Source organism: Rhizobacter sp. SG703 (genome assembly GCF_012275445.1).
Lineage (GTDB): Bacteria > Pseudomonadota > Gammaproteobacteria > Burkholderiales > Burkholderiaceae_C > Rhizobacter.
In genome coordinates, this window is the sequence record NZ_JAAZQK010000008.1 from 48,054 (window position 1) to 72,085 (window position 24,032).

General features: G+C 70.7%; 23 protein-coding genes, 1 tRNA gene and 1 pseudogene. 18 read left to right on the plus strand and 7 right to left on the minus strand.

The window, feature by feature from the left end:
- The first annotated feature begins 2 nt into the window (after window positions 1-2).
- The 4 genes from FHT26_RS17865 to queC all read left to right on the plus strand — a co-directional run bounded on the left by FHT26_RS17865 (window position 3) and on the right by queC (window position 4,108).
- Window positions 3-971, plus strand: coding sequence for an ABC transporter ATP-binding protein (locus FHT26_RS17865; protein ID WP_168561472.1), 969 nt, complete (start codon window positions 3-5; stop codon window positions 969-971).
- Between the two features lie 101 nt (window positions 972-1,072).
- Window positions 1,073-2,038 carry a dipeptide ABC transporter ATP-binding protein gene (locus tag FHT26_RS17870; protein ID WP_349238181.1) on the plus strand — a complete coding sequence of 322 codons (966 nt, stop codon included), beginning with the start codon at window positions 1,073-1,075 and terminating at the stop codon, window positions 2,036-2,038.
- Between the two features lie 46 nt (window positions 2,039-2,084).
- Window positions 2,085-3,374 carry a glutamate-5-semialdehyde dehydrogenase gene (locus tag FHT26_RS17875; RefSeq protein WP_490362797.1) on the plus strand — a complete coding sequence of 430 codons (1,290 nt, stop codon included), beginning with the start codon at window positions 2,085-2,087 and terminating at the stop codon, window positions 3,372-3,374.
- Window positions 3,371-4,108: a 7-cyano-7-deazaguanine synthase QueC gene (gene queC / locus FHT26_RS17880; RefSeq protein WP_168561475.1), complete on the plus strand. Its 738-nt coding sequence runs from the start codon at window positions 3,371-3,373 to the stop codon at window positions 4,106-4,108. Before FHT26_RS17875 ends, queC begins: the two co-directional genes overlap by 4 nt.
- Here queC and FHT26_RS17885 read toward each other — a convergent pair.
- The gene (locus tag FHT26_RS17885) at window positions 4,066-4,782 is read right to left on the minus strand and encodes an ArsR/SmtB family transcription factor (protein ID WP_168561476.1); all 717 of its coding nucleotides are present in this window, start codon (window positions 4,780-4,782) and stop codon (window positions 4,066-4,068) included. The two genes, queC and FHT26_RS17885, sit on opposite strands and share 43 nt — an antisense overlap.
- 22 nt (window positions 4,783-4,804) lie before the next feature.
- Entirely contained in the window at window positions 4,805-5,560 is a 756-nt protein-coding gene (locus FHT26_RS17890) for a sulfite exporter TauE/SafE family protein (RefSeq protein ID WP_168561477.1), read from the minus strand.
- Between the two features lie 153 nt (window positions 5,561-5,713).
- On the opposite strand from FHT26_RS17890, the gene FHT26_RS17895 reads away from it, so the two are divergent.
- The 4 genes from FHT26_RS17895 (at window position 5,714) to FHT26_RS17910 (ending at window position 11,211) form a co-directional block, all read left to right on the plus strand.
- Window positions 5,714-7,762 carry a bifunctional 2',3'-cyclic-nucleotide 2'-phosphodiesterase/3'-nucleotidase gene (locus FHT26_RS17895; RefSeq protein ID WP_168561478.1) on the plus strand — a complete coding sequence of 683 codons (2,049 nt, stop codon included), beginning with the start codon at window positions 5,714-5,716 and terminating at the stop codon, window positions 7,760-7,762.
- An 8-nt stretch (window positions 7,763-7,770) separates the two neighbouring features.
- Window positions 7,771-8,559, plus strand: coding sequence for a sel1 repeat family protein (locus FHT26_RS17900; RefSeq protein ID WP_168561479.1), 789 nt, complete (start codon window positions 7,771-7,773; stop codon window positions 8,557-8,559).
- A 113-nt stretch (window positions 8,560-8,672) separates the two neighbouring features.
- On the plus strand, window positions 8,673-9,266 hold the full coding sequence (locus FHT26_RS17905) for a LemA family protein (RefSeq protein ID WP_168561480.1): 594 nt from the start codon (window positions 8,673-8,675) through the stop codon (window positions 9,264-9,266).
- A gap of 13 nt (window positions 9,267-9,279) precedes the next feature.
- The gene (locus FHT26_RS17910; protein ID WP_168561481.1) at window positions 9,280-11,211 is read left to right on the plus strand and encodes a M48 family metalloprotease; all 1,932 of its coding nucleotides are present in this window, start codon (window positions 9,280-9,282) and stop codon (window positions 11,209-11,211) included.
- Here FHT26_RS17910 and FHT26_RS17915 read toward each other — a convergent pair.
- Complete coding sequence (locus FHT26_RS17915; protein ID WP_056803834.1) at window positions 11,195-11,620, minus strand: BLUF domain-containing protein; 426 nt, start codon at window positions 11,618-11,620, stop codon at window positions 11,195-11,197. The two genes, FHT26_RS17910 and FHT26_RS17915, sit on opposite strands and share 17 nt — an antisense overlap.
- An 11-nt stretch (window positions 11,621-11,631) precedes the next feature.
- On the minus strand, window positions 11,632-12,360 hold the full coding sequence (folE, locus tag FHT26_RS17920) for a GTP cyclohydrolase I (protein ID WP_168561482.1): 729 nt from the start codon (window positions 12,358-12,360) through the stop codon (window positions 11,632-11,634).
- A gap of 155 nt (window positions 12,361-12,515) precedes the next feature.
- Between folE and rsmB the strand changes: the two genes are divergently transcribed.
- From rsmB to FHT26_RS17950, 6 genes are all read left to right on the plus strand, one after another.
- Window positions 12,516-13,835: a 16S rRNA (cytosine(967)-C(5))-methyltransferase RsmB gene (gene rsmB / locus FHT26_RS17925; protein ID WP_168561735.1), complete on the plus strand. Its 1,320-nt coding sequence runs from the start codon at window positions 12,516-12,518 to the stop codon at window positions 13,833-13,835.
- Window positions 13,836-13,844: 9 nt separating this feature from the next.
- On the plus strand, window positions 13,845-14,444 hold the full coding sequence (locus FHT26_RS17930) for a DUF4390 domain-containing protein (RefSeq protein ID WP_349238169.1): 600 nt from the start codon (window positions 13,845-13,847) through the stop codon (window positions 14,442-14,444).
- Window positions 14,445-14,497: 53 nt separating this feature from the next.
- The gene (locus tag FHT26_RS17935) at window positions 14,498-16,765 is read left to right on the plus strand and encodes a sensor histidine kinase (RefSeq protein ID WP_168561483.1); all 2,268 of its coding nucleotides are present in this window, start codon (window positions 14,498-14,500) and stop codon (window positions 16,763-16,765) included.
- Window positions 16,766-16,771: 6 nt separating this feature from the next.
- Window positions 16,772-17,476: a response regulator gene (locus tag FHT26_RS17940; protein WP_168561484.1), complete on the plus strand. Its 705-nt coding sequence runs from the start codon at window positions 16,772-16,774 to the stop codon at window positions 17,474-17,476.
- Window positions 17,477-17,516: 40 nt separating this feature from the next.
- A tRNA-Phe gene (locus FHT26_RS17945) sits at window positions 17,517-17,592 on the plus strand.
- A 192-nt stretch (window positions 17,593-17,784) separates the two neighbouring features.
- Window positions 17,785-19,098 carry a DUF805 domain-containing protein gene (locus FHT26_RS17950; protein ID WP_168561485.1) on the plus strand — a complete coding sequence of 438 codons (1,314 nt, stop codon included), beginning with the start codon at window positions 17,785-17,787 and terminating at the stop codon, window positions 19,096-19,098.
- A gap of 49 nt (window positions 19,099-19,147) precedes the next feature.
- Here the strand turns inward: FHT26_RS17950 and FHT26_RS17955 are convergent, their stop codons facing one another.
- From FHT26_RS17955 to FHT26_RS30050, 3 genes and pseudogenes are all read right to left on the minus strand, one after another.
- The gene (locus FHT26_RS17955; protein ID WP_349238170.1) at window positions 19,148-19,789 is read right to left on the minus strand and encodes a DsbA family oxidoreductase; all 642 of its coding nucleotides are present in this window, start codon (window positions 19,787-19,789) and stop codon (window positions 19,148-19,150) included.
- A gap of 63 nt (window positions 19,790-19,852) precedes the next feature.
- Window positions 19,853-20,293 carry a VOC family protein gene (locus FHT26_RS30045; RefSeq protein WP_349238182.1) on the minus strand — a complete coding sequence of 147 codons (441 nt, stop codon included), beginning with the start codon at window positions 20,291-20,293 and terminating at the stop codon, window positions 19,853-19,855.
- A gap of 21 nt (window positions 20,294-20,314) precedes the next feature.
- Window positions 20,315-20,734 (minus strand): annotated as a pseudogene (locus FHT26_RS30050) (YciI family protein); the annotation flags it as partial.
- Between the two features lie 161 nt (window positions 20,735-20,895).
- Between FHT26_RS30050 and FHT26_RS17965 the strand changes: the two are divergent.
- The 4 genes from FHT26_RS17965 to FHT26_RS17980 all read left to right on the plus strand — a co-directional run bounded on the left by FHT26_RS17965 (window position 20,896) and on the right by FHT26_RS17980 (window position 24,027).
- Window positions 20,896-21,588, plus strand: coding sequence for a cytochrome b/b6 domain-containing protein (locus tag FHT26_RS17965; protein WP_168561487.1), 693 nt, complete (start codon window positions 20,896-20,898; stop codon window positions 21,586-21,588).
- A gap of 46 nt (window positions 21,589-21,634) precedes the next feature.
- Window positions 21,635-22,144 carry a GNAT family N-acetyltransferase gene (locus FHT26_RS17970; RefSeq protein WP_168561488.1) on the plus strand — a complete coding sequence of 170 codons (510 nt, stop codon included), beginning with the start codon at window positions 21,635-21,637 and terminating at the stop codon, window positions 22,142-22,144.
- A gap of 42 nt (window positions 22,145-22,186) precedes the next feature.
- The gene (locus FHT26_RS17975) at window positions 22,187-23,002 is read left to right on the plus strand and encodes an HpcH/HpaI aldolase family protein (protein ID WP_168561489.1); all 816 of its coding nucleotides are present in this window, start codon (window positions 22,187-22,189) and stop codon (window positions 23,000-23,002) included.
- Between the two features lie 164 nt (window positions 23,003-23,166).
- A complete protein-coding gene (locus tag FHT26_RS17980) occupies window positions 23,167-24,027 on the plus strand; it encodes an aldose 1-epimerase (protein WP_168561490.1) in 861 nt (286 codons plus the stop codon).
- The last annotated feature ends 5 nt before the right edge of the window (window positions 24,028-24,032 follow it).

The following is a 24,032-nucleotide window of genomic DNA, read 5'->3' on the forward strand; positions in this document are numbered from 1 at the left end:
CGATGCCTTTGCTGGAAGTGGATCAACTGCGGGTCGAGTTCGGCTCGACCGTGTCGCCGTTCAAGGCGGTCGACGGCGTGAGCCTGCGCATCGACGCCGGCGAGGTGGTGGGCATCGTCGGCGAATCGGGCTCGGGCAAGAGCGTGACCGCGCTCGCGCTGATGGGGCTGATCGACGAGCCCGGCCGGGTCTCGGCGCAGGCGCTGCGCTTCGACGGCCACGACCTGCTGGCGATGCCGCTGAAGCAGCGCCGGCAGATGCTGGGCCGCGACATCGCGATGATCTTCCAGGATCCGATGAGCAGCCTGAACCCCTGCTTCACGGTGGCGTACCAGCTGATGGAGACGCTGCGCATCCACGAAGGCGGCTCGAAGAAGGCGCTGCGCGCCCGTGCGCTGCAGCTGCTGCGCGACGTCGAGATCCCCGACGCCGAGCGCCGGCTCGATGCCTACCCGCACCAGCTGTCGGGCGGCATGAGCCAGCGCGTGATGGTCGCGATGGCGATCGCCTGCAACCCGCGGCTGCTGATCGCCGACGAGCCGACCACCGCGCTCGACGTGACGATCCAGGCGCAGATGCTCGCGCTGCTGCTGCGGCTGCAGCGCGAGCGCGGCATGGCGCTGATGCTCATCACGCACGACCTGGGCGTGGTCGCCGAGGTCGCGCAGCGGGTGCAGGTGATGTACGCCGGCGAGGTGGTCGAGACCGCCGCGGTGCCGCGCATCTTCGAGGCGCCGCGCCATCCGTACACCGAGGCGCTACTGTCGGCGCTGCCGGAGCACAACATCGGCCAGCGCCGGTTGAACTCGATGCCCGGCGTGGTGCCGGGGGCCTGGGACCGGCCAGGCGGCTGCCTGCTGTCGCCGCGCTGCCCACGCGTGCAGGACCGCTGCCGCGCCGAGCGGCCGGCGCTGTACGGGCCCGACGGCGCGCAGGCGCGCTGCTTCTTTCCGTTGACGGAGGTGGCATGAATACCGTTCGCCCTGAGCCTGTCGAAGGGCCGGCTCGCATTGAACCAGGGCTTCGACAAGCTCAGCCCGAACGGGATGGGACTCAGCCCGAACGGGACGGTATCGTGCTGGTCGCCAACGACCTGGCGAAGCACTACCCGGTCTCGCAAGGCTTCCTGAAGCCGAAGGCGCTGGCCCGTGCCCTCGACGGCGTGTCGTTCGAGGTCCATGCCGGCCGCACGCTGGCCGTGGTCGGCGAATCCGGCTGCGGCAAGAGCACGCTGGCGCGCCAGATCACGATGATCGAGACGCCGACCAGCGGCCACCTGGTGCTGGCCGGCGTCGACGTCGCGAACGCCGATGCGGCCACCCGCAAGCGGCTGCGCCGCGAGGTGCAGATGGTGTTCCAGAACCCGTTCGCGAGCCTGAACCCGCGCAAGCGGATCGGCCATGCGCTCGAGGAACCGCTGGTCATCAACACCACGCTGTCGGCCGCCGAACGCACCGAGAAAGCGCGCGCGATGATGGCGCGCGTCGGCCTGCGTCCGGAATTCCACCAGCGCTATCCGCACATGTTCTCCGGCGGCCAGCGCCAGCGCGTCGCGATCGCGCGTGCACTGATGCTGCAGCCGCGCATCGTCGTCGCCGACGAGCCGGTGTCGGCGCTCGACGTGTCGATCCAGGCCCAGGTGCTGAACCTGCTGATGGACCTGCAGGAAGAGACGCAGGTGGCCTACGTCTTCATCTCGCACAACCTGGCGGTGGTCGAGCTGATCGCCGACGAGGTGCTGGTGATGTACCTGGGCAAGGTGGTCGAGAAGGCGCCGAAGCGACAGCTGTTCGCGGCTCCCCGCCACCCGTACACGCGGGCGCTGCTGGCGAGCACGCCGCGCATCGATGCGGCCTCGCGCGCGCAGAAGGCGGTGCTGGCCGGCGAGCTGCCGTCGCCGCTGAACCCGCCGAGCGGCTGTGCATTCCACAAGCGCTGCCCGCATGCGATCGAGCGCTGCCGCGCCGAGGTGCCGGTGCTGGCCGAGGTGGCACCCATGCAGTGGGCGGCGTGTCATCGGTCGGCCGAGCTGGCCTGACGAGGCGATTCCCGCAACGACCCTGGCGGGCACGGGGTTTGCGACAATCGCCCGCATGACCTCGAACGACCTCCAGGCCGTGATCGCCCACATGGGCGCCGCGGCACGTGCGGCCAGCAGCCGGATGGCTGCGGCCTCCACCGCCGCAAAGAACACCGCCCTGTTGGCCCTGGCCCGGCGGCTGCGTGAAGACGGCGGTGCGCTGGCCCAAGCCAACCAGCAGGACATTGATGCCGCCATCGCCGCCGGCCTGGCCGCACCGATGGTCGACCGGCTCAGGCTGACGCCCAAGGTGCTCGCCACCGTCGCCGAAGGCTGCGAGCAGATCGCCGCGATGCCCGACCCGATCGGCGAGATCACCGGGCTGCGCCGCCGGCCGAGCGGCATCAGCGTCGGCCAGATGCGCGTGCCGCTCGGCGTGTTCGGCATGATCTACGAGAGCCGCCCGAACGTGACCATCGAAGCCGCGTCGCTCGCGATCAAGAGCGGCAACGCCTGCATCCTGCGCGGCGGCTCCGAGGCCATCCACTCGAACCTCGCGCTGTGGAAGCGGGTGCAGGCCGCGCTGGCCGAGGCCGGCCTGCCGCCCGACGCGGTGCAGCTGGTGCAGACCACCGACCGCGCCGCCGTCGGCCACCTGATCGCATCGCCCGAAGCTGTCGACGTGATCATCCCGCGCGGCGGCAAGGGGTTGATCGAGCGCATCAGCCGCGAGGCCCGCGTGCCGGTCATCAAGCACCTAGACGGCAACTGCCACGTGTATGTCGATGCGCAGGCCGACCTCGAGCTCGCGCTGCGCGTGACCGACAACGCGAAGACCCAGAAGTACAGCCCCTGCAATGCGGCCGAATCGCTGCTGGTGCACCGCGACATCGCCGCCGCCTTCCTGCCGCGCCTGGGCGCGCTGTGGGCGCCGAAGGGCGTCGAGATGCGCTGCGATGCGGCCGCGCTCGCGCTGCTGCAGCCGGTGGCCGGGCTGGCGCTCGCGGCCGCCAGCGAGCAGGACTGGAACGAGGAGTACCTCGCGCCGGTCATCAGCGTGAAGCTGGTGGCCGACCTCGACGAGGCCATCGCGCACATCAACCGCCACGGCTCGCACCACACCGATGCGATCCTCACCGAGCACCACGGCCATGCGATGCGCTTCCTGCGCGAGGTCGATTCGGCCAGCGTGATGGTCAACGCCAGCACGCGCTTCGCCGACGGCTTCGAGTACGGCCTCGGCGCCGAGATCGGCATCAGCACCGACAAGTTCCACGCGCGCGGGCCGGTCGGCCTGGAAGGGCTCACGTCGATGAAATGGGTCGTGCTGGGTCAGGGCGAGGTCCGCACATGAGTGATCCACGATCTGCGCTGGTGCTGTTCTCCGGCGGCCAGGATTCCACCGCCTGCCTCGCGTGGGCACTCGAAAGCTACGCCCATGTCGAGACCATCGGCTTCGACTACGGCCAGCGCCACGTCGTCGAGCTGGAGTGCCGGCTGAATGTGCGCGCGCAACTGCACGCCAAGTTCCCGCGCTGGGCCGGCAAGCTCGGCGACGACCACCTGCTCGACCTGCAGCTGCTCGGCCAGATCTCCGACACCGCGCTGACCAAGTCGCGCGCGATCGAGATGAACGCGAGCGGCCTGCCGAACACCTTCGTGCCGGGCCGCAACCTGCTGTTCTTCACGTTCGCCGCGTCGATCGCCTACCGCCGCGGCCTCAGCGTGCTGGTCGGCGGCATGTGCGAGACCGACTTCTCCGGCTACCCCGATTGCCGCGACAACACGCTGAAGGCGCAGCAGGTCGCGCTGAGCCTGGGCATGGACACGCCGATGACGATCGAGACGCCGCTGATGTGGCTCGACAAGGCGCAGACCTGGGCGCTGACCGCCGAGCTCGGTGGCGAGCCGCTGACCGACATCGTCGTCGAGCACACCCACACCTGCTACCTCGGCGAGCGCACGCTGCGGCACGAATGGGGCTACGGCTGCGGGCAGTGCCCCGCCTGCGCGCTGCGGGCGCGCGGCTACGGGGCCTGGCGCCGTCACGGCGCGATGCCGTTCGCCGACACCGAACGCGCCGGCTGAACCGCGAGCCACGGCGCGAGCGCGCGCCGGCCGTCCGGCGTCAGCGTCAGCGCGCGCGAGCCGTCGACGCGGCGCAGCCAGCCGTGCGCGATTGCATGGTCCAGCAGGTTGACGGCCAGCGTGCCGGCGAGGTGGTCGCGGCGCTCCGACCAGTCCAGACAGGCATAGGCCTGGCGCTTCGAGCCGGCCGCCGGCACGCCGACCCCGAGCGTCTGCAGCTCATGCCGGCCAACGTCGGTCAGCACGAACTGGCCGTCGCGCGGTGCCAGCGTCCCGCGCGCCAGCAACCCCTCAAACAACGCGACGCCCAGTTCGCCGGCCAGGTGGCTGTAGCAGGTGCGCGCGGCCTTCAGCGGCTTGTAGGCGCCGTGGTTCCACTTGTCGGCGCTGGCAGCCCGCTCGGCCACCAGCGACAGGGCTTCGAGCGCATGGCCGATGTCGGCATCGGCAAGCCGGAAATAGCGGTGCCGGCCCTGCGTGCGCACGACGACCAGCTCGTTGTCGACCAGCTGCGCCAGGTGCGTGCTGGCGGTCTGCGCGGTGACGCCGGCCACCTCGGCCAGCTCGCCGGCCGCGAGGTACTGGCCGCCCATCAGCGCGGCCAGCATGCGGGCGCGGGTCGGATCGCCGATCATCGCGGCGATGCGGGCGAAGCGGGGTTCCGGGTGGCTCATCGCGCGATCCTCGCATGCCGGGTCAGGCCAGCGCCGACCGCAGTGCCAGATACGCGCCCAGCAGCCACAGCCCGGCGAAGAAGACGCGCTTGAAGGTGTCCGGTTGCACCGCGCGCCGCAGCCGCTGGCCGAGGCCCATGCCGAGCAGCGCCGGCAGCAGCGCGAGCAGCGAACTGCCGGCGGCCCGTGCATCGAGCGCGCCGCCGTGGCGCAGGCTGACGGCCAGCGCGACCGTCGACACCAGGAACGAGATGCCGAGCGCGCGCACCAGCTCGTCCTTCGCGAGGCCGAGTGCCTGCAGGTACGGCACGGCCGGGATCACGAACACGCCGGTCGCCGCGGTGACCAGGCCGGTGGCCACGCCGATCGGCAGCGCGAGCCACCGCTCCCAGCGCGCCGGCACCTGCAGCCGCACCGACAGCAGGCCGAGGCTCGCGTAGGCCAGCAGCGACAGCCCGAGCGCGAGGCCGGCCCAGCCCGGCGCATGGCCGACGCCCAGCCAGCCGGCCCCCAGCGCAACGCCGACGCACACGCCCGCCAGCAGCGGTGCCAGCCGGCGCAGCAGCCTGCCGAAGCCCGGCCCGGCGATCTGCCACAGGTTGGTGACGAACGACGGCACCACCAGCAGCGCGGCGGCCTGCGCCGGCGGCATCACGACGCTCAGCAGCCCCATCGAGATGGTCGGCAGGCCGAGGCCGATCACGCCCTTGACGAAGCCGGCGAGGGCAAAGACAAAGCCGGCGAAGGCCAGCAGGAACGACAGGTCGATGGAAGTCATGGAAAGTCCCGGAAGCGATGCCGCCATCGTCGCGCCTGCGACCCGCCGGAGGCTTCGGGCTGGATCGAAGCATCGGAATTTCACAGACCTGCCACATGTCGTCGCGACACTCCCCGCTTCGCCCACAAGGCGACCACACCACGAGGAGTTCAGATGAAGTTGAATCGGGGAATCGGCTGGAGCCTGGGTGCCATCGCCGTGGGCGCCGGCCTGCTGGCCTGCGGCGGCAGCGACGACGACACGCCGCCGGCGAGCACGCCGACCATCGCAGCCGGCAGCACCGCGCAGCTCGCGCTGCTGGAAACCACCGACCTGCACACCAACGTGCGCAGCTACGACTACTTCAAGCTCGCCGCCGACACCTCGCTCGGCTTCGAGCGCACCTCGACGCTGATCAAGGCCGCGCGCGCCGAGTTCGCGAACACGCTGCTGGTCGACAACGGCGACACCATCCAGGGCACGGCGCTGTCGGACTACCAGGCGCTGGTGAACCCGGCGGCCTGCACCGACACGCTCGCGATCTACAAGGCGATGAATGCCGCCGGCTACGACGTGGGCGGCATCGGCAACCACGAGTTCAACTACGGCCTGCCCTACCTCGCGCAGGTCACCGGCAGCAAGTTCGACGTCGACGGCATGCCGGCGGTGAGCGCGCAGGCGAAATGCGCCGGCCCGGCCTTCCCGCAGGTGCTGGCCAACGTCTACAGCGTCAAGAGCAGGCAGCCGCTGTTCACGCCCTACACCATCGTCACGAAGATGCTGAAGGCCAAGGACCCGGCCGGCCAGGACATCATCGTGCCGGTGAAGGTCGGCTTCATCGGCTTCGCGCCGCCGACCATCCTGGCCTGGGACAAGCGCTGGCTCGACGGCAAGGTCTACACCGAAGGCGTGAAGGAGACCGCCGAGAAGTTCATCCCCGAGATGAAGGCCAAGGGCGCCGAGCTGATCGTCGTGATCTCGCACGGCGGGCTCGACAGCTCGGCCTACTCGCCGACGCTGGAGAACGGCAGCTGGCACCTGTCGAAGGTGGCCGGCGTCGACGCGATGCTGATCGGCCATTCGCACCAGATCTTCCCGGACGCCGCCAGCACCGTCGGCCAGTTCAACCAGACCGGCGTCGACAAGGCCAAGGGCACCGTCAACGGCGTGCCGACCGTGATGGCCAACTTCTGGGGCAAGCACCTGGGCGTGATCGGGCTGTCGCTGAAGCACGACGGCAGCAAGTGGAGCGTCGACACGACGAAGACCACGGTGCAGGCGCGTTCGACGCAGAACGCCGACAAGACCTATGTCGCGGTCGACGCGACGATCGCGCCGCTGGTCGAGGCGGAGCACCAGGCGACGATCACCTACGTGAAGACGCCGGTCGGCACGACCGACTTCCGCATGACGACCTACTTCGCCGACGTGGGCGAACCCGGCGCGATCGAGATCGTCAACCAGGCGCAGGCCGACTACGTGTCGAGCTACATCCAGGCCAACATGCCGGAGTTCAAGACGCTGCCGGTGCTGTCGGTCAGCGCACCGTTCAAGTCGGGCTTTGCCGGCGGTGCCGATTTCACCGACGTGGCTGCCGGTCCCCTCGCGATCAACAACGCGGCCGACCTGTACCTGTACCCGAACACCATCTACGCGGTGAAGGTGACCGGTGCCGACATCAAGGCCTGGCTGGAGACCGCGGCGAAGCGCTTCAACACGATCAACCCGGCGCTGACCACGGCGCAGGAGCTGGTCAGCAGCTACCCGGGCTACAACTTCGACATGTTCACGTCGGCCGACGTGCAGTACGAGATCGACGTGACGCAGCCGGTCGGCAGCCGCATCAGGAACCTGATGTACAAGGGCGCGCCGATCGGCGCGGCGGCCGAGTTCGTCGTCGCGACCAACAACTACCGCGCCAGCGGCGGCGGCAGCTTCCCGGGGCTGGACGGCAGCAAGACGATCTACGCATCGCCCGATGCCAACCGCGATGCGCTGATCGCCTACATCAAGACCGCGAAGAACCTGACCCGCGCGAGCAACGGCTCGCACCGCAGCTGGCGCTTCACGAAGGTGGCGACGGCCGGCCCGGTGACCTTCAAGTCGGCGACCGGCCAGCTCGCGCTGGCGCAGGCGGCCGGCCTGTCCGGCATCACGCTGCAGCAGGCGGACGACGGCAGCGGCAAGAGCCTGTCGGTCTACGCGATCGACCTGGCGCAGTGAGTGCCGCCGTGACGACCGCGGCGACCGATGACCTGACGCCGACGGCGCTGCCGGCCGACCGGACCTTCTTCTGGGCGCTGGTCGCGCTGGCGGCGGCCACCGCGGCGCTGGCAGCGGGCCTGTCGCTGCGCAACGGCTCGTCCGAGCGCGCGGCGCTGGCCGCGGTGTCGACCGAGCAGCTGGCGGTCCGTGCCGGGGCCGGCCGCGACGCGCAGGCGCTGCAGCAGCTGCGCTACCGCGCGCAAGGCGGCGTGGCGCAGGCGCAGCAGGCGCTCGGCAGCGTGCTGGCGTCGATCGACGGCGGGGACCGTGCCGAGGCGGTTCACTGGCTGGAGGCGGCGCAGCAGCAAGGCGACGCGCAGGCGTCGTACCTGCTGGGCCGGCTGCACCTGCAATCGGCCGCGTTGCACGCCGAAGCGTACGCGGCGCGCGATTTCGAACGGGCCGCCGCGGCAGGCCATGCCGGCGCGGCGCTGCAGCGCGGGCTGATGGCGCGCCGCGCGCAGGATCCGGTCGCCGCGGCGCGCTGGCTCGCGCAGGCCGCGCAGGCGCACGATCCGCAAGCGCTGTTCCTGCTCGCCAATGCCACGCGCGAAGGCAACGGCGTGCCGCGCGACGAGGCGCGTGCGCTGGCGCTGTACCGCGAGGCTGCCGCGCTGGAATACCCGCCGGCCCACCAGGCGCTCGCGATGGCCTACGAACGCGGCGAGCTGGGCCTGGCGCGCGACAGCGAACAGGCGCGCGAGGCGCTGGCCGAGGTCGCGCATTCGCTGAAGCACCCGCCCGTCGAGCGCTGAGCAGGCCGAAGGCCGCGAACGATCAAGCAACGCCCCGGGATCCGGCTTTGCCGGGCCCAGGGGTGGCGCCCCTCGGGGGCAGGAGAGAAGCGACTGGGGGGCACAATACTTTCATGAGTACCCCCCAAATCGTCGCCTGGATCGTTCTCGCCGTGCTGGTCTTCTGGGCCGTCGGCGCCTACAACCGCCTGGTGCGGCTGCGCAACGTGATCGGCAATGCCTTTGCGCAGATCGACGTGCAGCTCAAGCGTCGCTACGACCTGATCCCGAACCTGGTCGAGGTCGCCCGCAAGTACGTCGCGCACGAGCGCGAGACGCTGGAGGCGGTGGCCGCCGCGCGCAACCAGGCCAAGGCGGCCGCCGACCTGGCGCGGTCGCGCCCCGGCGCCGCCGGGCCGGTGACCAGCCTCGCGATGGCCGAAGGCGTGCTCGGCTCGGCGATGGGCCGCCTGATGGCGCTGGTCGAGGCCTACCCCGAACTGAAGGCCGACCAGAGCCTGCGCGAGCTGTCCGAGGAACTGACCAGCACCGAGAACAAGGTCGCGTTCTCGCGCCAGCTGTTCAACGACGCGGCCTGCGACTACAACGTCGCCGCGCAGCAGTTCCCGACGCGGCTGCTGGCCGCGCTGTTCGGCTTCCGCGAGGCCGCGATGCTGCAGGCCACGACCAGCGACGCCGAACGCGCCGCGGTGCGCGTGCAGCTGTAGTCCGCACGCCGGCGTGCGCTTTCGCGACCAGCAGCACGAGACCCGCCGGGCCACGCTGCGCCTGCTGGCGCTGTTCGGGCTGCTGCTGGTCGCGCTGGTGCTGGCGGTCAACGCGGCGCTGTGCGCGCTCTGGTGGGGCGGCAGCGCGCTGCTGCTGCGCGATTCCGGCTTCCTCTACCTGCCGCCGCTCTTCTTCGAGACGAACACCGCCATCGTGCTGGTGTTCGTGCTCGGCGGCTGCGGCGTCGAGACGCTGCGGCTGCGCAGCGGCGGCGGTGCGCATGTGGCCGAATGGGCCGGCGGGCGCGAGCTGACGGACCCGCGCGACGTCACCGAGCGCCGGCTGCTGAACATCGTCGACGAGATGGCGCTCGCCTCCGGCCTGCCGCGCCCGCGCATCTACCTGCTGGAGCGCGAGCAGGCGATCAATGCCTTCGCGACCGGCTGGTCGCCGCAGGAGGCGGTGGTCGCGGTGACGCGCGGCGCGCTGCAGCGGTTGACCCGCGACGAGCTGCAAGGGCTGGTCGCGCACGAGTTCGGCCACATCCACAACGGCGACCTGCGCCTGCACATGGTGCTGCTCGCGCTGGTGTGGGGGCTGTCGCTGGTGCACGGCTACGGCCACCGCCTGGTCGATGCCGGCGAGGACGGCCGCCGCAGCGTTCCCGGCGTGCTGGTCGGCCCGGTCTTCATCGCTGCCGGCGGCCTGGGCTGGATCGCCGGCCGGATGTTGCAGGCCGCCGTCTCGCGGCAGCGCGAGCTGCTGGCCGATGCCAGCGCGGTGCAGTTCACCCGCAGCCGCGACGGCCTGGGCGGCACGCTGCGCAAGATCTGGTACCAGGTCGACGCGCACGAGGCCGCGCTGCTGCGGCTGCCGTCGCGCCTGATGGCCGGCCAGCTGATGCAGGCGCCGCCCGGCTGGTTGTCGACGCACCCGCCGCTGGCCGAACGCGTGCGCCGCGTCTGCGGTCGCGTGCTGGCGCCGCTGGCCGCCCCGGTGCTGGCGGCCGGCGACGCCGACGAGCCGCGGCGGGCGTCCGCGCCGGTGCCGCCCGCCGCGCTGGCTCCCGCCGCTGCTTCCATCGCCTATGCTGTTGCCATGGCCGAGACCCACGACCCCAGCGGCACGCTGCCGCAACCCCGTCCGACGTCGGATGACGATGAGCGCGAGGCGATCGATCGCCTCGCGCGTGTGCACGGCCCCGGCGAGATGCGGGCCGTGCTGCTGGCGCTGATCGCGACACCCGGCAGCCAGCGCGAGCGCCGTGCCTGGCGCGACGAGACCCGCGGCCTCAGCACCGCCGACGCGTTGCGCGACGAGGTCAAGAAGCTGGGCGCCGCGGCCCGCCTGCCGTGGCTGGAGGTGCTGCTCGGGCGCCTCGCGCGCGCGCCGCTGCACGACCGGCAGGACGTCGTCGAGGCCGCGCGCCGCGTGATGGCGGCCGACGGCCAGGTCCGCCCGATCGACCGGTTGCACTGGCTGGCGTTGCGGCACCGCCTGGGCGAAGCGCGCCCGCCGAGCCCGAGCGCCGGCACCAGCAACGACCTGGCCGACCTGTCGGAATCGGCCCTGATGCAGGTGGCGCGGCTGACCGCCTTCCTGTCGCGCCTGGTGCCCGATGGCGAACTCGAGACCGGCACGGCCTGGTACCAGTCGGTGATGAAGCGCTGGGTGCGCGGCGCCATCGTGCCGGCGCCCGAACTGCCGGATGCCGACGAGGTGGCGCAGGCGCTGGCGGCGGTGCAGGGCCTGCCGTGGATGCTGCGGCCGGTGCTGGTGCGCGCCTGGCTGGAGGCGGCGCTGGCCGCGAGCCCGCTGAACCGGCTGTCGGACGGCGCGGCCGATGCGCTGCGGCTGGCCGGGCTGCTGCTGGATTCGCCGATGCCGCCCGAGCTGGCGCGGCACTACATCGAGCTGCCGGCCGCGATCAGTTCAGGCACATGACCGACGCGGTGGCGACGAGTTCGTCGAACAGCGCCATCGAGACCTCGCCCGATACCGCATACGGATCGAGTTCGGCCTTCTCGGAGTACTTCAGCAGCAGCGCCGGGTTCAGCATGTTCATCTGCACCTGGCCCATCGCCCAGCCCGCGAAGCGGCGCTCGCCGATCTCTTCGTAGCGCAGCAGCGCCACGTCGTGGTGGCGCGCATCGTTGGCGATGCGGTTGTACAGCAGGCTGACCGGCAGCCGGCCGCCTTCGAGCACCTGCAGGAAGATGCCGCCCGAGAAGCACAGCACGCCGGTCACGCCGACCTGCGGGTTGTGGGCGCGCGATTTCTTCATGATGGCCGCGAGCGTCTCGTTGTCCATCGACGCGGCGGCACGGCTGGCGTACATCAGGCGCACGAGCATGGTGAATCCTTTCAGGTCTTCTTGCTCAGCAGGGACAGGAATTCGCGGCGCAGGCTCGCATCCTTCAGGAACGCGCCGCGCATCACGCTGTTGGTCATCATCGACTGGTCGTCCTTGACGCCGCGCCAGTGCATGCAGAAGTGGTCGGCTTCCATCACCAGCGCGAGGCCGTCGGGCTTGACCCGGCTCTGCAATTCGTTGGCCAGCATCGTGACCGCCTCTTCCTGGATCTGCGGGCGGCTCATGATCCAGTCGCAGATGCGGGCGTACTTCGACAGCCCGATCAGGTTCGAATGCTCGTTCGGCAGGATGCCGATCCAGACCCGCCCCATGATCGGGCACAGGTGGTGCGAGCAGGCGCTGCGCACCGTGATCGGGCCGACGATCATCAGCTCGTTGAGCCGCTCGGCGTTCGGGAATTCGGTGACCGCGGGCATCGGCACGTAGCGGCCGCGGAACACCTCGGTCAGGAACATCTTCGCGACGCGCTGCGCGGTCTCGTGGGTGTTGTGGTCGCTGTCGGTGTCGATCACCAGCGCCTGCAGCACCTGCTGCATCTTCGCCGCGACCTCGTCGCGCAGCTCGTCGATCTCGCCGTCGCGGATGTGGGCCGCGATGTTGTCGTTGGCGTGGTAGCGGCAGTCGGCGCCGACCAGCCGGTAGCGGATGCGCTCGGACGCGGGCAGCGCGGCGAGTTCTGCGTCGCTGCGGGCGTCGCTGCGGGGGGGCGCTTTCGGCATGTCGGCCTTTCTGGGGTGCTGCGCGAGGTCGGGGCGGATCGGGTGCCGCCGGGTGGCGATTGTGCCGCGACGCCCGCCGTCTCGTTGGCGATCCGCCGCGGGCCCGCCCGGGTCTCCCCGAGACTGTCCCCCGTAGACTCTCGCCCGTGACCTCCCTGCCGCTGTCCCAGCTCCTCATCCATGTCGCCACCGCCGTGCAGGCCGTGCGCGACGGCCGCTCCCTCAACGACGCGCTCGCGCGCTGCCCCGCCGAGGCCCGGCCCGGCACGCAGGCGTTGGCGTTCGAGGTCATGCGCAAGCTCGGAGCAGCCGAGGTGCTGCGCCGCCGGCTGGTGCCGAAGCCGCCGCCGCCGTTCGTCGACGCGCTGCTGCTGAGCGTGCTGGCGCTGATGTGGCCCGGCGAGGACGCCGCGCCGGCCGACGACGGCGCCCGCTACGCGCCGCACACGCTGGTGAACCAGGCGGTCGACGCCGCCAAGCAGCGTGCGCGGGCCAGTGCGTCGTTCGTCAACGCGGTGCTGCGCCGCTACCTGCGCGAGCAGCCGGCCCAGGTGGCCGCGGCGCTCGCCGACCCGCTGGCCCGCCACAACCACCCGCGCTGGTGGATCGAGCGGCTGCAGGCCGACTGGCCGGCGCACTGGGAGGCGCTGCTGGCCGCCAACAACAGCCGCCCGCCGATGACGCTGCGCGTCAACGCGCGTCGCGGCACGCCCGAGGCCTATGTTCGCCGGCTCGCCGACGCCGGGCTCGAAGGCCGCGTCGCCGGCCCGCATGCGGTCGTGCTGGCGCAGCCGACCGCGGTGCAGCGGCTGCCCGGCTTCGCGGCCGGCGATGTCTCGGTGCAGGACGCCGCGGCCCAGCTCGCCGCGCCGCTGCTGGTCGGCGACGGGCTGCCGGCCGGCGCCCGGGTGCTGGACGCCTGCGCGGCCCCCGGCGGCAAGACCGCCCACCTGCTGGAGCTGGCCGAGCTCGACGTGACGGCGCTCGACAGCGACCCGAACCGGCTGGCGCGGGTGCGCGACACGCTGGACCGGGTCGGCCAGCGCGCCACGCTGGTGGCCGCCGATGCGCGCGACACCGCGGCCTGGTCGCAGGGCCGGCCGTTCGACGCGATCCTGCTCGACGCCCCCTGCAGTGCCTCGGGCATCGTGCGCCGCCACCCGGACGTGCGCTGGCTGCGCCGCCCGACCGACATCCCCACGCTGGCCGCGCTGCAGGGCGAGCTGCTGGATGCGCTGTGGCCGCTGCTGGTGCCCGGCGGCCGCCTGGTGTACTGCACCTGCTCGGTGTTCCAGGCCGAGGGCCGCCAGGTGATCGACGCTTTTTTGCAACGCGAACCCCGTGCCACCGTGGCTTCCGACCGGCCTTCGCCCGGCCACCTGCTGCCGCTCGCTGACAATCCAGCCGAAGGCCACGCGCTCCAACCGGGTGCATCGCCCGACGGCTTCTTCTACGCACTGCTGACCAAATCCTAGAACGCACCCGTGCTGCGCTCTCACCGGCTCTCTCCCAGGCAAGGCTGTGGTGCCCCCCGCGCGCGCGGCTGGGGGCGGCTGGTGCTGTGGCTGGCGATGGCGCTGCTGGTGACGTTGCACGCGCCGCTGCGGGCCGAGCCGATCGAGCTGGAGAGCTTCGACCTGGTGCGTGGCGACGATGGCCTGATGCTCGGCTTCTCGGCCCAGTTCGAGCTGCCCCGGCCGGTCGAAGACGCGCTGCTGAAGGGCGTGCCGGTGTACTTCGTCGCCGAGGCCGAGGTCTACCGCGACCGCTGGTACTGGCGCGACAAGCTGGTCTCGTCGGCGACCCGCACCTGGCGCCTGGCCTACCAGCCGCTGACGCGCAAATACCGCGTGACCTTCGGCGGGCTGCACCAGAGCTACGACAATCTGTTCGATGCGCTGGCCTCGTTGCGCCGCGTCGTGAGCTGGCGGCTGGCCGATGCCACCCAGATCGAGGACGATGGTCACCACTACATCGAGTTCAGCTACCGGCTGGACACCAGCCAGCTGCCGCGCCCGATGCAGATCGGCATCGGCGGCCAGGCCGACTGGACCTTGCGCGTCGAACGCTTCAAGCGGTTCTGATGCGTCCTGCGCTCCAAGGGTGATCGCTACGTTGTCGTGGGTTCGTCACTGACATGACCAAGGCTTCCCGCTGGGCATGGATCGTCTCGCTGGTCGCCGTCACCGGCGCGGGGCTGGTGCTGGTGTTCCTGCTGTCGATCGCCACCAACAGCCGCGGGCTGTACGAGAAGCACTACGTCTGGCTGTTCTGGGTCAACCTGCTCGTCGCCGCGCTGCTGCTGCTGGTGATCGGCATCGCCTCGGTGCGGCTGCTGCTGCGGGTGCGGCGCGGCAAGTTCGGCAGCCGGCTGCTGCTGCGGCTGGCCGCCATCTTCGCGATGGTGGGCGTGGTGCCCGGCTTGCTGATCTACACGGTGTCTTACCAGTTCGTCTCGCGCAGCATCGAGACCTGGTTCGACGTGAAGGTCGAGGGCGCGCTCGATGCCGGCCTGAACCTCGGCCGCGGCACGCTCGATGCGCAGGTCAACGACCTCGCGAGCAAGACCCGGCTCGCCGCCGAGCGGCTGGCCGACAGCACGCCGACCGTGCAGCCGCTGCAGCTGGAGCGGCTGCGCGAGCAGTTGTCGGCGCAGGAGGTGACCGTGCTCGGCCCGAGCGGCCAGGTGCTGCTGACGGTCGGGCCGAGCGCCGCCGGCAACCTGTCGCCCGACCGGCCGACGCAGGCCCAGCTGCGCCAGGCGCGCAGCACCCGCGTGCTCAGCCAGCTGGAAGGGCTGGACGAAGACACCGCGGCGAATTCGGGCACCGCGCGCATCAAGGCGCTGGCCTTCATGCCGAGCACCAACCTCTCGCTCGACGGCCAGGACCGCTTCCTGCTCGTCACCCAGCTGCTGCCGAGTTCGGTGGTGACGAACGCGCTGGCGGTGCAGGCGGCCTACCGCGAGTACCAGCAGCGCTCGCTGGCGCGCGACGGGCTGCGGCGCATGTACATCGGCACGCTGACGCTGACGCTGATCCTCGCGGTGTTCGGCGCGCTGCTGCTCGCGGTGACGCTGGGCAACCAGCTCGCGCGGCCGCTGCTGGTGCTGGCCGAAGGCGTGCGCCAGGTGGCGCGCGGCGACCTGACGCGCAAGCAGGTGGTGGCGTCGCGCGACGAGCTGAGCGGCCTGACGCGCTCGTTCGCCGACATGACCGAGCAGCTGTCCGATGCGCGCTCGCTGGTGCAGCGCAGCCTCGCGCAGCTGGAGGCGGCGCGCACCAACCTGCAGACCATCCTCGACAACCTGACCGCCGGCGTGATCGTGTTCGACCGCGACGGCCGCATCGACACCGTCAACCCAGGCGCGACGCGCATCCTGCGGCTGCCGTTGTCGGCCTACCGCGGGCGCACGCTGGCCGAGGTGCCGGGGCTCGAATCCTTCGGCCAGGCGGTGCTGCAGCGCTTCGACCTGCACCGCAGCAGCCCGGAGGCCGGCGAGCGCGACCACTGGCAGGACGCGTTCGACCTCCAGACGGCGCCCGACCGCGACAAGGTGACGCTGCTGGTGCGCGGCGCGGCGATGCCGCACGACGGCCGGCTGATGGTGTTCGACGACATCAGCGACGTGGTCTCGGCGCAGCGTGCCGAGGCCTGGAGCGAGGTCGCGCGTCGCCTGGCGCACGAGATCAAGAACCCGCTGACGCCGATCCAGCTGTCGGCCGAGCGGCTGCAGCACAAGCTCGAATCCAAGCTCGAGGGGCTCGACCAGGCGATGCTGGTGCGCTCGGTCGGCACCATCGTCAGCCAGGTGCAGGCGATGAAGACGCTGGTCAACGAGTTCCGCGACTACGCTCGGCTGCCGGCCGCACGGCCGCACGCCCTCGACCTGAACGCGCTGGTGGCCGAGGTGCTGACGCTGTATGCCACCGCGCAGGAATCGGGGCAGCTGCGCACCGCCTTCGCGGCCGACCTGCCGCCGATCATCGGCGACACCACGCAGCTGCGCCAGGTCATCCACAACCTGGTGCAGAACGCGATCGATGCGGTCGCCGAGCGGCCCGACGGCCTGGTTCGGGTGGCCACCGAACTCGCGCGCACCGAGCAGGGCGAAGTGCGCGCGGTGCGGCTGCAGGTGATCGACAATGGGCCGGGATTTGCGGACAAGGTGCTGAAGCGGGCGTTCGAACCGTACGTCACCACGAAGAGCAAGGGGACCGGCCTGGGCTTGGCCGTGGTCAAGAAAATCGCCGACGAACACGGGGCGCGCATCCGGCTGGCCAACCTCACCGACGCTTCCGAGCAGGGAGAAGTCGTGATCGGCGCGCAAGTTTCGCTATCATTTTCAAAATTCGCACCGGTCGGGTCCGCTGAAGCGGCCGCCGCCGACAGCCGGGTGCACTGAGGGTTCATGGCCACCATTCTTGTTGTAGATGACGAACTGGGCATACGCGCCCTGCTGTCGGAGATCCTGACCGACGAAGGCCACCAGGTCGAACTGGCCGAGAACGCGGCGCAGGCCCGTGCATGCCGCGAGCGGGTGCGCCCGGACCTGGTGCTGCTCGACATCTGGATGCCCGACGTCGACGGCATCACGCTGTTGAAGGAATGGGGTGCGACGACGCTGCTGACGATGCCGGTGATCATGATGTCGGGTCACGGCACGATCGACACCGCGGTCGAGGCGACCAAGGTGGGTGCGGTGGCCTTCCTCGAAAAACCGATCACGCTGCAGAAGCTGCTGCGCGCGGTGGAGCAGGCGCTGGTCAAGCCGAACAGCCGCGCGGCCCCGCCGCCGCCGCCTCCTCCGCCGCCGTTGCCCTTGCCGCGCATCGAGTACGGCATGCCGATCGAGTCGATCCCGGCGAGCCAGGCGGTGGTGCTGCCGCTGCCGCCGATCGGTCCGCAATCGGAGCAGAGCTTCGAGCTGGACCGGCCGCTGCGCGAGGCGCGCGACGCCTTCGAGAAGAGCTACTTCGAGTTCCACCTGGCCAAGGAGAACGGCAGCATGACGCGCGTCGCCGAGAAGACCGGGCTGGAGCGCACGCACCTGTACCGCAAGCTCAAGCAATTGGGCGTCGACCTGACGCGCAACAAGCGCAGCGGCGGGATCTGACGGAAGCGCCCGTCCCAAGCTGCTATACTCGTCGGCTCACGGCCAAGTAGCTCAGTTGGTAGAGCAGCGGATTGAAAATCCGCGTGTCGGTGGTTCGATTCCGCCCTTGGCCACCAGATTCCACAGGAAGCCCCGTTCAGTCCGCTGACCGGGGCTTTTCTGTTTCCGGGCCCTGGGCGCCGACGAACTCGTCACGGAACTTCATCACTGTTGCGGACGAAACGCCGTGTGCGAATGTTTCCCGCAACGCGGCCGCCCTTATGCTTTCGCCCCAAACAGCACACGGGCCGGGGCCCTGGAGGGATTCGATGGAAGGCAGTGCACAGGTGCGCCTGGTGTTCGCGGGCGAACTGGTGGGCGGGTTCGGGGTCGACGAGGTCAAGCGCAGCTTCGGCCAGGCCTACAAGGTCGATGGCGAACGGCTCGACGCCGTGTTCGCCGGCGGACGCACCGTGATCAAGCGGGCGGTCGCGCCAGCCGATGTCGAGCGCTACGTCGAGAAATTCCGCCAGATGGGCATGCAGGTGCTGGTCGAGCCGGCGGACGGAGAATCCCGGCCGGCCCCCGTCGCTGCACCGAAGGCCGCGCCCGCCGCGCCGGCCGTCGCTGCCCCGGTGGCCGCTTCGCCCGTCCCCGCGCCGCCGCCTGCGGCCGCCACCGCCCCGCCGCTGGCCCCGCCCGAGGCGCAGGTGACCTGCCCCAATTGCGGCGAACGCCAGTCGATGCGCGCGTTCTGCCGCAGCTGCTCCACCGACATCGCACGAGCGCTCGCCAACAAGCAGGAAGAACTCGACCGGGCCCGCGCCGAACGGCTGGCGGCCCGCAACGGCGGCCGCTACGCACCGCCGAAATCCGGCGTGGCCGTGGTGCATGAAGGCACCGACGAGCTGCCGCCGGTCATGAGCCTCAGCTTCGAAGGCCGCATGGGCCGCATCGCGTACTTCAACACCGGCATGCTGAGCCTGCTCGGCATCGCGCTGATCGGCGTCGGCGCGGCCGTGCTGCTGCCGATCTTCCGCTCGGCGACGCTCGTCGTGCCGCTGGTGCTGGCGTTCGCCGCCTTCGGCGTCTGGGCGATGCGCGTCAGCGCGATCCGCCTGCACGACCTGAACCGCAGCGGCTGGTGGGCGCTGGTGCTGCTGATTCCGTACCTCGGCTCGGTCGTCAGCCTCGCGATGATGTTCTGGCCCGGCACCGAGGGCGACAACGACTACGGGCCGCAGCCGCGGCAGGGCAATGGCGTCGCCGCCGCGGTGATGGGCGTGCTGCTGGTGGTGATGCTGGGCGGCTCGCTGGTGTCGTACCGCTCGTACTCCAAGCGCCTCGGCCACGCGGCGGGCGAGGCCCAGGGGCAGGAGCGGTTCGACCCGCGCGCCGCGCAGGCCGCCGAGGTGATCACCGGCCCGGCGGCACAGAAGGCGTTCACCGACGAGTACCTGCCGCAGCCGAACCACAAGGCCTTCGCGTCGTCCGACAGCGGTGCCTTCGGCTGGCGCTCCGGCCAGGGGTCGCCGCGCGAGGCGGCGCGCCAGGCCATGGCGGCCTGCGAGGCCAACCGCAAGCCCTACACCGACCCGTGCGAACTGGTGAACGTCAACGGGCAGTGGTTGACGCAGCACTGAACGGCGGCCTCGACCCGGGCGGCTCGCCGCCGCGGCGCGCGACCCGGCGTCACTCGGCGCCGGCGGCTGCCAGTTCGCGCAGCGCCCGCTCGAACACCTCGGGCGGCTGGCCGCCCTGGATCAGGTGGCGGTCGTTGATGATCACCGACGGCACGGCCTGGATGCCGTGTTCGCGGTAGAACGCCTCGCGCTCGCGCACCTCGTCGGCAAACTCGTTCGTCGCGAGCACCTCGCGGGCGCGCGCTTCGTCGAGCCCGACCTCGCCCGCTACCTTCACCAGCAGCTCGTGCGAGCTCGGGTCCTGCCCGTCGGTGAAGTAGGCCTTCAGCAGCGCATGCTTCAGCGCGAGCTGCCGGCCTTCGAGTTCGGCCCAATGCAGCAGCCGGTGCGCATCGAAGGTGTTGTAGATGCGCCCGCGCAGGTCCATGCGGAACGTGAAGCCGAGCGCGGCGCCGCGCGCGCGGATCGCCTCGCCGCTCTGCGCGCGCTGCTCGGCGGTCGCCCCGTATTTCTGCATCAGGTGCTCGCCGATGTCCTGGCCCTGCGGGCCCATGTCGGGGTTCAGCTCGAACGGCTGGAAGTGCAGGTCCACTTTCACGCTGTCGCCCAAGCGGGCGATGCCCTCTTCGAGCGATTTGAGCCCGATGGCACACCACGGGCAGGAAACGTCGGAAACGAAATCGATCTTCATGGTCCGATTGGACCAGCCCCGCGATCCCCTGGCGGGCCGACGGGGCATTCCGGCCACCGCCGCTCAGCCGAAGAGCTTCTGCAGGCGTTCGCTCACCTGCTGCGGCGTCAGGTCTTCCTTGTGGGTCGAGATGAACCACTGGTGGCCGAACGGGTCGATCAGGTGCCCGCTGCGATCGCCCCAGAACTGGTCGGCCACCGGCATCGTGATGCGCGCGCCGGATGCCACCGCCTGCTTGACGACCGCGTCGGTGTCGCTGACGTACAGCAGCGCCGAGCTCGACGAGCCGCCGAGCGTCAGCGGGCTCAGCGCCTGGTGCTCCGGCCGCTCTTCGGTCAGCATGAACTGCGCGCTGCCGACCTTCAGCTCGGCATGCATCAGCTTGTTGTCCGGCGCGTCCATCTGCATCACCACCTGCGCGCCGAACACCTTCTGGTACCAGGCGACCGCGTCCTTCGCGCCCTTGACCACCAGGTAGGGCGTGCTGCCGGTGGCCGGCGGCACCGGATTGACCGCGTCGGCCTGCTTCGCGTCGATCTGCGCACGCAGACGGTCTTCCTGGGCGCGCAGCTCGGGCGTGAACTCGGCGCCGAAGTCGTCGGCCTCGAAGACCTGGCGGATCTCGATCTCCGACTCGTCGCCCATCGGGTTCGGGCAGCGCTTGACCCACGCGATCGCCTCGTCCTTCGACTTGACCTTCCAGATCCAGAAGCCGGCGATCAGCCCCCGGGTGTCGTCGAACGGCCCGTCGACGACGCTGCGCTCGCTTCCCTTGAAGCGCACGCGCGCGCCCTTCGAGCTCGGCTGCAGCCCTTCGCCGGCCTGCATCACGCCGGCCTCGACGAGTTCTTCGTTGAAGCGGCCCATCGCTTCGAGCAGCTGGGTGTCGGGCATCACGCCGGCTTCGGAGTTCTTGTCGGCCTTGATCAGGATCATGAATCGCATGCTGGATCTCCTTGGATGAATGGGAAGCGACGGCTTCATTCCCGCGACGCACCGCGGCAGCGCAAATCGACATGCTGCGCCTTCTTTTTTGTAACCGCCGCAGCCCCCGGGTTATCTTTGCGGCTGCCAGCCACTTCCGGCCGCTGAGGCCGTGCGACGCCATGCCGATCGAACCCTCCACGCCGACGACGCCGGTGCGCGTCTGGGACCTGCCGACCCGGCTGTTCCACTGGCTGCTGGCGATCTGCGTCGTCGGCTCGGTCGTCAGCGCCAAGCTCGGCGGCAACGCGATGGAGTGGCACCTGCGCTTCGGCCTGATGGTGTTCACGCTGCTGGCCTTCCGGCTGCTGTGGGGCTTCGTCGGCGGGCGCTGGTCGCGCTTCGCGAGCTTCCTCCATGCGCCGTCCACGCTGCTGCGCCACCTGCGCGGCCAGGGCCGGCGCGACGAGTGGCTGGAGGTGGGCCACAGCCCGAGCGGCGCGCTGTCGGTGTTCGCGATGCTGGCGATCCTCGGGCTGCAGGTCGCCAGCGGGCTGGTGGCCGACGACGAGATCTCGACCACCGGGCCGCTGGTCAAGTTCGTCAGCGGGGCCACCAGCAGCCTCGCGACGTCATGGCACAAGCACTGGGGGCAGTGGCTGATCTACCTGCTGGTCGCGCTGCACATCGCGGCCATCCTGTTCTACCTGCTCAAGCGCGGCAACAACCTGACCGGCGCAATGCTGCGCGGCGACAAGGCCTTGTCGGATGACACGCCGGCATCGCGCGACAACGCGGCCACGCGCGGGCTCGCGCTGGTGCTGCTGCTCGCCTGCGCCGCGCTGGCCGGCTGGGTCTGGCGGCTCGGCGCCTGACACGCACCTGACAAGCCGGGCCGGGTTGCCTACACTCGACACCTGCATGGACACGCCCGTCATCGAACTGGTCGCCCCCGACACGCCGGAATTGCTCGACGCCACGCGCGCCATCATGCGCGAATACGCCGACAGCCTGGGCATCGACCTCTGCTTCCAGGACTTCGAGAACGAACTCGCCCGCCTGCCCGGCGACTACGCCCCGCCGACCGGCCACCTGCTGCTCGCGCTGGTCGACGGCGCCATCGCCGGCTGCGGCGCGATCCGCGGGCTGCCCGACGCCGACTATGCGAACGCCTGCGAGATGAAGCGCCTGTTCGTGCGGCCGGCGTTCCGCCGCTTCGGGCTCGGCCGCGTGCTCGCGCAGGCGCTGATCGACGAGGCGCGCCGTGCCGGCTATTCGTCGATGCTGCTCGACACGCTGGACGACATGGAAACCGCGCGCGGCCTGTACGCGTCGCTCGGTTTCGAGGAAATCCCGCCGTACTACTACAACCCGATTCCCGGCGCGCACTACCTGAAGGTGGCGCTCGACTGGCAGACCTCGACCTACTAGCGACGTACCCGCCACGCCTTCGCGACGACCCAGGAGACCACGATGAATGCCTTTCGCCAGTTGCTCGGCTCGTCCGGTGCGCACCCCCCGATCGGCACCTGGATCTCGTCGGGCAGCCCGATCGTCGCCGAGGCGATGGGCTGTGCCGGCTTCGACTGGGGCGTGCTCGACATGGAGCATTCGCCGCTCGACCTGATGGACCTGGTGCACCTGCTGCAGGCGGTCTCGTCGACCAAGATGCTGCCGGTGGTGCGCGTGCCGTGGAACGATGCGGTGGTGGTCAAGCGCGTGCTCGATGCCGGTGCGGCGACGCTGCTGTTTCCGTTCGTGCAGGACGCTGACGAGGCGCGCCGCGCGATCGCCGCGACGCGCTACCCGCCCGACGGCCTGCGCGGCATGGCCGGCATCAACCGCGGTTCGCGCTTCGGCACCATCGCCAACCACGCGACCACCGCCAACCAGCACATCGGCGCGATCATCCAGCTCGAGACGCCGGCCGCCATCGCGCGGCTCGAGGCGATCGCGGCGGTGCCGGGCGTCGACGCGATCTTCGTCGGCCCGGCCGACCTGTCGGCGACGATGGGCCATGTCGGCCAGCCGATGCACCCGGCGGTGCTCGACCTGATGTCGCAGGCGGTGCAGCGCTGCAAGGCGATCGGCAAGCCGGTCGGCACCGTCGGCGGCACGCCGGAGGTGGTCGCGCAGTACCGCGCCGCCGGCTTCGATTTCGTCGCGATCGCGTCCGACCTCGGGCTGATGATGCGCGGCGCGCAGGCCTCGCTGGCCGCACTGCGCACGCGCGACACCGAGCATGTGCATACGCTCGCGAGCGGCACGCGCGCCGAGGCGGCGTACTAGTGTCGACAGACCCTGAGCGATCCCCGGACGACCCCGCGGCCCGGGCCGCGCATCCCCAGAAAGAAGCGCCGGCCCCGGCCGGTTTCGTCGCGGTACCGGCGTAGCATTGTCGCCATCCCGGGCGCCATCGGGCGCCCTGTGTTCCACCCTTGCCGGGAAGGCCAATGACTGGATCGTCGAACAACAGCTTTGAATTGCACGCCGGCGCGCTGCGCCTGGCCGTCCGCCCCGACCTGGGCGGCACCATCGCCGGTCTTTGGCATCGCGACCAACCCATCCTCAGGTCCACCGAACCGGGCGACCTGGCGTCCCCGCGCCTGGGCGGCAGCTACCCGATGGTGCCGTACTCGAACCGCCTCGGCTACCGCCGCTTCCGCTGGAAGGGCAAGGACTACACCACCGCGCCGAACTTCGACGACAGCCCGCATTCGCTGCACGGCGTGGCCTGGCAGCGCGCCTGGGAGGTGCTGTCGACCAGCGCCACCGAACTGGTGCTGGTCTACACCCACGTGCCCGATGAACACTGGCCGTTCCCGTTCGACGTGAAGCAGTACTTCACGCTGACGCCGTCGCAATGCGGCGTGCAGCTGGTGCTGACCAACACGCACGATGCGCCGCAACCGGCCGGCGTCGGCTGGCACCCGTACTTCCACCGCCGCGAGCGCAGCCGGCTGCACATCGACCTGTCCGACCGCTGGGATTCCGATGCCACGCAGCTGCCGGTGCGCAAGCACCCGCAACCGGGCATCGACGGCGACGTGTCGCACCTCGGCTTCGACAACTGCTTCGAAGGCTGGACCGGCCCGGCGCGCATCCGCGACGAGAAGTTCTCGATGCAGGTGACCTCGTCGCTGCCCTACCTGGTCGTCTACACGCCGGCCGAGAAGCCGTACTACTGCGTCGAGCCGGTCAGCCACGTCAGCAACGCGATCCACATGGCCGACCCGGCGGCGCACGGGCTGCGCACGCTGCAGCCGGGCGAGAGCCTGGAGGCGTGGATGAAGATCGACGTGTCGCCGGTCTGAGGTGC

Excerpts from the sequence above, each read along its gene's own strand:
- FHT26_RS17865 (WP_168561472.1), top strand. The coding sequence starts at position 3 with ATGCCTTTGCTGGAAGTGGATCAACTGCGGGTCGAGTTCGGCTCGACC.
- folE (WP_168561482.1), bottom strand. The coding sequence starts at position 12,360 with ATGCCGAAAGCGCCCCCCCGCAGCGACGCCCGCAGCGACGCAGAACTC.
- FHT26_RS17955 (WP_349238170.1), bottom strand. The coding sequence starts at position 19,789 with ATGAAGATCGATTTCGTTTCCGACGTTTCCTGCCCGTGGTGTGCCATC.
- FHT26_RS17970 (WP_168561488.1), top strand. The coding sequence starts at position 21,635 with ATGGACACGCCCGTCATCGAACTGGTCGCCCCCGACACGCCGGAATTG.
- FHT26_RS17890 (WP_168561477.1), bottom strand. The coding sequence starts at position 5,560 with ATGACTTCCATCGACCTGTCGTTCCTGCTGGCCTTCGCCGGCTTTGTC.
- FHT26_RS17940 (WP_168561484.1), top strand. The coding sequence starts at position 16,772 with ATGGCCACCATTCTTGTTGTAGATGACGAACTGGGCATACGCGCCCTG.
- FHT26_RS17950 (WP_168561485.1), top strand. The coding sequence starts at position 17,785 with ATGGAAGGCAGTGCACAGGTGCGCCTGGTGTTCGCGGGCGAACTGGTG.
- FHT26_RS17895 (WP_168561478.1), top strand. The coding sequence starts at position 5,714 with ATGAAGTTGAATCGGGGAATCGGCTGGAGCCTGGGTGCCATCGCCGTG.
- FHT26_RS17975 (WP_168561489.1), top strand. The coding sequence starts at position 22,187 with ATGAATGCCTTTCGCCAGTTGCTCGGCTCGTCCGGTGCGCACCCCCCG.
- queC (WP_168561475.1), top strand. The coding sequence starts at position 3,371 with ATGAGTGATCCACGATCTGCGCTGGTGCTGTTCTCCGGCGGCCAGGAT.
- FHT26_RS17965 (WP_168561487.1), top strand. The coding sequence starts at position 20,896 with ATGCCGATCGAACCCTCCACGCCGACGACGCCGGTGCGCGTCTGGGAC.
- FHT26_RS17915 (WP_056803834.1), bottom strand. The coding sequence starts at position 11,620 with ATGCTCGTGCGCCTGATGTACGCCAGCCGTGCCGCCGCGTCGATGGAC.
- FHT26_RS17885 (WP_168561476.1), bottom strand. The coding sequence starts at position 4,782 with ATGAGCCACCCGGAACCCCGCTTCGCCCGCATCGCCGCGATGATCGGC.
- FHT26_RS17905 (WP_168561480.1), top strand. The coding sequence starts at position 8,673 with ATGAGTACCCCCCAAATCGTCGCCTGGATCGTTCTCGCCGTGCTGGTC.
- FHT26_RS17935 (WP_168561483.1), top strand. The coding sequence starts at position 14,498 with ATGACCAAGGCTTCCCGCTGGGCATGGATCGTCTCGCTGGTCGCCGTC.
- FHT26_RS17980 (WP_168561490.1), top strand. The coding sequence starts at position 23,167 with ATGACTGGATCGTCGAACAACAGCTTTGAATTGCACGCCGGCGCGCTG.